Annotated in this window: 6 protein-coding genes and 1 pseudogene; 5 read left to right on the top strand and 2 right to left on the bottom strand. The window is 62.4% G+C overall.

Going from position 1 to position 7,354, the window contains the following annotated elements; genetic code table 11:
• Nucleotides 1-467: NADH-quinone oxidoreductase subunit H (locus tag RUW20_RS12630; protein ID WP_313952584.1), on the bottom strand; the 467-nt coding region annotated here is incomplete at its 3' end.
• Nucleotides 464-2,503 (bottom strand): hydrogenase 4 subunit B, encoded by a 2,040-nt coding sequence (gene hyfB, locus RUW20_RS12625; RefSeq protein WP_313952583.1) that lies wholly within the window; start codon nt 2,501-2,503, stop codon nt 464-466. The genes RUW20_RS12630 and hyfB, both read right to left, overlap by 4 nt.
• A gap of 321 nt (nt 2,504-2,824) precedes the next feature.
• Here hyfB and RUW20_RS12620 point away from each other — a divergent pair, with 321 nt between their 5' ends.
• From RUW20_RS12620 to RUW20_RS12600, 5 genes and pseudogenes are all read left to right on the top strand, one after another.
• Nucleotides 2,825-3,028 carry a CopG family transcriptional regulator gene (locus RUW20_RS12620; protein WP_313952586.1) on the top strand — a complete coding sequence of 68 codons (204 nt, stop codon included), beginning with the start codon at nt 2,825-2,827 and terminating at the stop codon, nt 3,026-3,028.
• A gap of 250 nt (nt 3,029-3,278) precedes the next feature.
• Nucleotides 3,279-3,521 carry an OadG family transporter subunit gene (locus RUW20_RS12615; protein WP_313952582.1) on the top strand — a complete coding sequence of 81 codons (243 nt, stop codon included), beginning with the start codon at nt 3,279-3,281 and terminating at the stop codon, nt 3,519-3,521.
• A gap of 55 nt (nt 3,522-3,576) precedes the next feature.
• On the top strand, nt 3,577-5,382 hold the full coding sequence (locus RUW20_RS12610; protein WP_313952581.1) for a biotin/lipoyl-containing protein: 1,806 nt from the start codon (nt 3,577-3,579) through the stop codon (nt 5,380-5,382).
• Nucleotides 5,383-5,522: 140 nt separating this feature from the next.
• Complete coding sequence (locus tag RUW20_RS12605) at nt 5,523-6,677, top strand: sodium ion-translocating decarboxylase subunit beta (protein WP_409559360.1); 1,155 nt, start codon at nt 5,523-5,525, stop codon at nt 6,675-6,677.
• A 418-nt stretch (nt 6,678-7,095) separates the two neighbouring features.
• Nucleotides 7,096-7,354: pseudogene (locus RUW20_RS12600) on the top strand (ISAs1 family transposase); the annotation flags it as partial.

Here is a 7,354-nt window from a genome sequence, read left to right as displayed (position 1 = left end):
TTCGAGATCAACGATGCCGAAAACAGGACCATCAGCAGCGCCGGTTCGGCGAGAAAGCCGATCAGCATTTCACGCCGCGCGCCCAGCGTGCCAAAGGAAGTACCGACATCCATGGCCGCCAGCGAAATGAATACCCGCGCCAGCCCCAGCAGGCCGACCAGGGCAATCGCGTCTGCCGCCGGCGAAAGAGGCAGGTCGGTCGATAAGGTTGGGACGATTGCGCAGGCCAGCGCCATGCAGCCGAAAACGATGTACGGAGCGCCTCGGAACAGCGGCGAAGCGTGCTCGGCAAGCACCGACTCCTTGTTGAACAGTTTGTGCAGCATGCGGTACGGCTGCAGCAGGCTGGGCGCCGACTTGTTCTGCAGCCAGGCACGCCATTGATTGACCCAGCCGCTGAGCAAGGGCGCCAGCAGCAGCGCCAGGACGATCTCCAGCAGTTGCGAGAAGACGCCGAGCCAAGTCATAGCTCGACCACCAGCAGCACGGTGATCAGGGTCACGAAGCTGTACAGCAGGTAGACCGCAATCCGTCCCTGCTGCAACAGACCGATGAGCCGTCCCAGACGCTCAACGGCGGCAGCCAGCGGCAGGTAAAGCCAGTGCCAGAAGGGGTCGGTGACGCTGACGCGATAGCGTGGCTCGGCATCGAAAGCCGTCGGCAGCTCGCGCTCCCAGCGGAAGAAGGGCTCGAAGATTTGCCGAATCGGTTGTCCGAAACCTTCGGCGGTATCCTGCATGCGCGCGTTCTGCCAGGGGAAGCCGCAGTCCCAGGGCGCCGAGCGCCGTACGCGGCCGTGATAGAAGAGGCGCACCAGCAGGAAGGCGAGCGCGAAGCTGGCAGCGACGCCGAGCAGGAAAATCGCCGGCCCGTAGCTCGCGCGCTCGATCGCCACCGGCGCCAGCAGCCAACCGCTGCCGCCGACCGTCTTGGCAAGCCCGGAGCCCACCAGCAACTGCGTCACCGGATCGATGAGGGCGATGAACTGCACCGGAAACAGTCCGAGCGCAATGCATCCGGCGACCAGCCAGGCCATGCCGGCACGCTCCCAGCGTCCGGCATCATGCGCCTGCGCCAGCTTCTCCTCGCGGGGCTGGCCGAGAAAGATGACGCCGAAGAACTTGACCATGGTATAGCCGGCGAGCGCTGCGACCAGCGCGATCAGGGCGGCGACCACGGGAATCAGCATATTGAGGAATGAACTCGGCAAATCCGGCGAGAACAGGAAGCTCTGCAGCAACAGCCACTCGGAGACAAAGCCACCAAAGGGCGGCAAGCCGGCGCTGGCCAGAACACCGATCAGCATGGCCCAGGCCACCCAGGGCATGGTGCGGATCAAACCACCGAGCTTGCCGAGGTTGCGTTCGAGGGTGGCGTGCAGGACCGCGCCGGTGCCGACAAAGAGCAGCCCTTTGAAGAAAGCATGACTGGCCACGTGGTAGAGCACTGCGGTCAACGCCAGGGCCGCCATCAGCGGCATTCCCTGCGTAGAGAACAATACCGCCAGGCCGATGCCAGTGAATAGCAGACCAATGTTTTCGATTGATGAGTAGGCCAGCAGGCGTTTCATATCGACCTGCACCGCGGCGAAGACGACACCGAACAACGCGGTCGACAAACCGACCGCCAGGAGCACCAGACTCCACCACCACACCGGTGTGCCGAGGAGATCGAACACCACCCGCAGCACGCCGTAAATGGCGGTCTTCAACATGACCCCGCTCATCAGCGCGGAGACTGGCGACGGCGCAGCCGGATGTGCCTCGGGAAGCCATACATGCAGCGGTACGATGCCCGCCTTGGCGCCAAAACCGAACAGCGCCAGCAGAAAAGCGATCGACGCCCGGTTGGGCAAAATCTCCTGCGAGCGCATGTTGGCAAAAGTGTAGTCGCCGGTATCCGCCTGCAGGATGCCGAAGCACAACAGGATGCCGAGAGCGCCGACATGCGCGATCAGCAGGTAGAGGTAGCCTGCTCGCTGGATCTCGACGATGCGGTGGTTGGCGGTGACCAGGAAGAAAGACGACAGGGCCATCGTTTCCCACATCACCATGAAGGCGTAGGCGTCGTCAGCGAGAACGACAAGGACCATGCTGGCCAGAAAGATGTGGTATTCGAGCGCCAACAAGCCGGGTGGCGTGCCTTCGCCCTTGCGGAAGTAGCCGGCCGCGAATGCGGACACGCCGGCCGAAACGCCGCCGATGATCATCAGGAAGAACGCGGACAGGCTGTCGAGGCGAAAGTGGAAAGGTAGACCTGGGAGCCCGATTGGCAATACGGCGACCTCCGGCGAGCTGACGATTGCGCTCAGCGCGACGCCGAACAAGAGCAGGCCGAAGGCCCCGCCGACGGGAAACAGCACTCTGGCCACCAGGGCCAGGCGGTGCAAGGCGAAGACGCCGGCGACACCAATCAGCAGCCACGCGGTAACCACCAGCAGGACCCAATCCAGATGCACCCAGTTGGTCGGATCAAGGAAAACGCCCGTGCTGGTCAGTGGCAACTGGCGCCCCGCAGCCTCTCGCCGGCCCTGCTTGCGCGGGGACGCATGGTGGATTGCCAGCCGGCTGCTCTGGCAATGGGGTTGCATTCGTGGGAAGTCAGCACGTATCGACCGCCACGGATCGGAAAAAACATACCGTCCAGAGCTCCAGAAAACGCCTCAGGAAAGGGGTAAGACGGGATAGGTGAATAGCGTTGTTGAGAGGTCGGTCAGAGCACCCCGCGGCAACTGCATTTTCTGTTATTGTGTGAATTGAGTGGCAATTATATTCGCAACTGTTACGACTTAAAACCTAATTGAACTCACATGCAACGTGCCGATATGGAAAACCGCACCGCTCGCCTGACCATTCTCGTCGACCCGCTCAAGAAACGAATCTTTGAGGAAATCTGCGCGGCTCATGATCTGACACCTTCCCAGGTGATCAGGAAGCTGATCCGTCAATACATTCTTGAAAACGCTGGCGACCGGGAACTTCCGGAGTGGCTTAAGGGACGATCAACATCCGACTCTGGCGGTTCGTAGTAGTCAAGAACACGGCCCAGCGGCCGATCTTGCTCGACTTGGCAAATTTGGCGATGGCGAAGCGGCGGTTGCGGGAAATTTGCACCAAAGCTGCGTCCTGAAGCGGAGTTAAAGGCCGCCAAACACGTGAAAACACGCAGCGAATGTGGCTGACTGGACGACAAGAACGCCTTCAGCGAAAATGAAACGGCCCCGACGCGGGCAAGAACGCGCTTGCAGGTGATTGATCAGCAGTTTTCCAGGAGCCCTTATGGATTTCATCCTCGAAGCACTCCAGCTCACCTTCATCGGCATGGCCGTGGTGCTGAGCTTCCTCACCCTGCTGATGTGCGTCGTGACCGGCATTGGCAAACTGCTTCCGCAGCAAGCGCCGCCCGCGGCCGCTTCCCGCACCGCTACCGCCGCTGGGTCGGTGACTTCTTCCCAGGATCCCGCGGCCGTCGCTGCCGCCATTGCCATCGCCGTGGCCCTCTTCCGCAAGGGACGTCGTTAGACCTCGCCGTGCACCCAATTCCAGTTTTCCACCCCATTTTCCAGGAAAAACCTCCATGAAGAAGATCCTCTTCCAGGACACCTCCTTGCGCGACGGCTTCCAGTCTGTCTTCGGCGCCCGTGCCCTTACCAAAGATTTCATCCCGGCCATCGAAGCGGCCCGTGCCGCCGGCATTACCCATTTCGAAGCCGGAGGTGGCGCCCGCTTCCAGAGCCTGTTCCTGTATTGCGGCGAGTCGGCCTTCGACATGATGGACCAGTTCCGCAGCGCCGCCGGTCCCGAAGCCCGCCTGCAAACGCTCGCTCGCGGCATCAGCGTGGTGGCCCTCGGCCAGCAGCCCAGGGACATGATCGACCTCCATGCCAGGATGTTCAAGAAGCACGGCATGACCCGCATCCGCAACTTCGATGCCCTCAACGACGTGCGCAACCTGACCTACTCCGGGCAGTGCATCACCGATGCCGGTCTCGAGCACGAAGTGGTGATCTCGATGATGGAGTTGCCACTCGGCTGCAGCGGAGCGCACGATCCGGAGTTCTACATCAAGACCCTGCGCGACATCCTCGACGCCGGCGTTCCCTACCACTCGGTCTGCTTCAAGGATGCCAGCGGCACCTCCAACCCGCGCAAGGTCCACGAAACCTTCAAGCAGGCGCGCAAGCTGCTCGGCGACGAGGTCGAGATCCGCATGCACACCCATGACACCTGCGGTACCGGCGTCGCCCAATACCTGGCCGCCATCGAGGGTGGCTGTGATGGCATCTGCGTTGGCCGCGCGCCGCTGTCCGGCGGTACCGCGCAACCCGATCTGTTCTCCATGTGGCATGTCCTGAAGGGGACCGACTACACGCTCGACATCGACGTCGCCAAGATCATGGAGGCCAACCTGGTCGCCAAGGAATGCTTCAAGGACTACTTTTTTCCCCCCGAAGCCCTGGCCATCGATTCCGAGGTGATCTTTTCCCCGATGCCCGGCGGCGCGCTCACGGCCAACACCATGATGATGCGCGACACCGGCACCTTCCACCTCTATCCGCAGGTGATCAAGGCCATGGCCGAGTGCGTGGCGCGAGGCGGCTTCGCCGCCTCGGTCACCCCGGTGTCGCAGTTCTACTTCCAGCAGGCCTACGCCAACGCCACCCAGGGTCCCTGGAAGAAGATGACCGACGGCTACGGGCAGATGGTCCTCGGCTACTTTGGGCGCACGCCGGTGCCACCCGACGCCGAAATCGTCAACATCGCCTCCGAGCAGCTGGGCCGGCCGGTGTTCACCGGTGACCCCCTCGACATCATCGAGCCCGGCATTCCCGCGGCGAGGAAGATTCTTCAGGACAATGGCCTGCCGGTCACCGACGAGAACATCTTCATCATTGGTGCTCTGGCTACCAAGGGCGGCAACAAAGGGCTGGACTTCCTCAAGGGCCAGTTCAGCATCAATGTGCGCAAGGTCGAGAAGAAGGCCAAGAAGGCCGCCGCTGCGGCAGCCGCGCCCGTCGCTCCCGCGGCTGCAGCCTCCGCCACCGGTGATTACACGGTGATGGTCAACGGCGTGCGCTACGATGTCCAGGTTGCCGAAGGCACGGGCCAGATTCTCTCGGCCCAGCCCGCTGCTGCCGCCTCCGCGCCCGCTGCCGCGGCACCCGTCGTCGGTACGGAGATCCCCGCCCCGATTCCGGGCAACGTACTCAACATCCCCGTTGCCCTCGGGCAGGCCGTTGCCGAGGGGGATCTCCTCGTCGTTCTCGAGGCCATGAAGATGGAGACTCCGATCAAATCGCCCATGGCGGGCAAGATCCTCTCCATCGACATCGCCAAGGACTCCGTGGTCCACGCTGGCCAAGTGATGATGACTATCGGCTGATCGCCGAGCCACCCAGGAAAGCGACCATGAGTAACGAGTCCGGTATCCGCTGGTGGCTGGCAGGCGTCCTCCTGCTGGCAGCCCCTTCCCTGGCCTTGGCCGACGCCTCGGTCCTCCATCATCTACCCTCGATGGGCAGCATGTTCGAGAAACTGTGGCAATCCACGGGTATCGCCGACGTGCTCCTTGCTGCGACCTTCATCGACGGCTTCGGCAAGGTGGTGATGATCGGCGTCGGCTTGCTGCTGTTGTTTCTCGGCATCAAGAAGGGATTCGAGCCGCTCTTGCTGGTGCCGATCGGCTTCGGCTGCATCCTCAGCAACATCCCCGTGGCCGGCATTTCAGACGAGGGTGGCATCATCTATTACATCTACGATGTGGGCATCGCCACCGGCGTCTTTCCCCTGCTCATCTTTCTCGGTGTGGGCGCGATGACCGACTTCGGCCCGATGATCGCCAATCCCAAGACCCTGCTCCTGGGTGCCGCCGCGCAGATCGGCATCTTCGCCACCCTGCTGGGCGCCGTTGCGCTGTCCTACTTCGTGCCCGGTATCAACTTCAGTTTCCCGGATGCCGCCTCCATCGGCATCATCGGCGGCGCCGATGGGCCGACGGCCATCTACCTCTCGTCCAAACTGTCGCCCCGTCTCATGGGAAGCATCGCTGTCGCCGCCTACAGCTACATGGCCCTGGTTCCGCTGATCCAGCCACCGATCATGAGATTCTTCACCACCGAAGCGGAGCGCCGCATACGCATGCGTCAGCTGCGCCATGTATCGCAGCGGGAGAAGATCCTGTTCCCCATCGCGCTGGTGCTCCTGGTCGCGCTGCTCCTGCCCTCGGCAGCTCCCCTGATCGGCTTCTTCGCCCTGGGCAATCTGTTCCGCGAGTGCGGCGTCGTGGAACGCCTGTCCAGCACGGCACAAAACGCCCTGATCAACATCGTCACCATCTTCCTGGGCTTGGGTGTCGGGTCGAAGCTCTCGGCCCACAGCTTCCTCAACCTGGAAACTCTCGGCATCCTGCTTCTCGGGATCATGGCCTTCGCCATGGGTACGGCGGGTGGTGTGATCATGGCCAAGATCATGAACCTGTTCAGCAAGGACAAGATCAACCCCCTCATCGGTTCGGCCGGTGTTTCCGCCGTGCCCATGGCCGCCCGCGTCAGCCAGAACGTCGGGGCTCAATACGACCCGCACAACTTCCTGCTCATGCACGCCATGGGCCCCAACGTCGCTGGCGTCATCGGTTCAGCCGTCGCCGCAGGTTTGCTGCTGGCGGTTTTCGGAACGTAGAGAGTTTCGCCGGATCCACCACCCCCAGGGTTACAGGCATTCAGCGGGCGCAGCTGGCTGAAGAACGCGTTACGGAGCGGGCAGCGATTGCGCAGTGTGTTACCCCGAAGGGCAGGGCAGCCAGCACCGTACGTGAAGACAGCGCTCCACACAGGCTCGCTCGCGCTTGAAGAAGATCGTTCTCAATTCGATTCGGCTGGATAGCAGCAGCCAGACCAAAACCAGCTGGCGCCTGGAGCGCAAGTAGGCCGCTTGGGATGATGATGTTCGAATGAAGATCTTGGGGTTCGCGAAGTGATGATATTCGAGTGCGGTGGCACTGGCCGCAGACCTGGAATCACGCCGGCAGATAAGCCAACCCCGTTTGAGCCAGCCCCACCAGGTCGATGTTGTTTGCGTTTGGCAGGCTGGCATCTGACGCGCAGCGCATGAACCAAAAGTCCGCCTGCACTGGCGGGTCGAGACTGGCGTGCACTGCTGCATGCATGTGGCCTTTGCCGACGAGCAGATGCGGGCATGCACCGAGCATGCCGCCCACAACCTGGCGGTCCTGCGCGAGTTCGTCCTGAACCTCATCGGCCCTCTCCCCGGTCAAGCGCAGCGGCGGCCTCAAGCTGCAGCGCCTGATCGCCGCCACTTGCGATCCCTTCCGTGCTGAACTCCTGGGTGTTGTATAG

It is taken from the genome of Accumulibacter sp. (assembly GCF_032229525.1).
Taxonomy (GTDB): domain Bacteria; phylum Pseudomonadota; class Gammaproteobacteria; order Burkholderiales; family Rhodocyclaceae; genus Accumulibacter.
The sequence above is the reverse complement of the archived record's forward strand: the minus strand, read 5'-3'. Positions and strand labels throughout refer to the sequence as shown.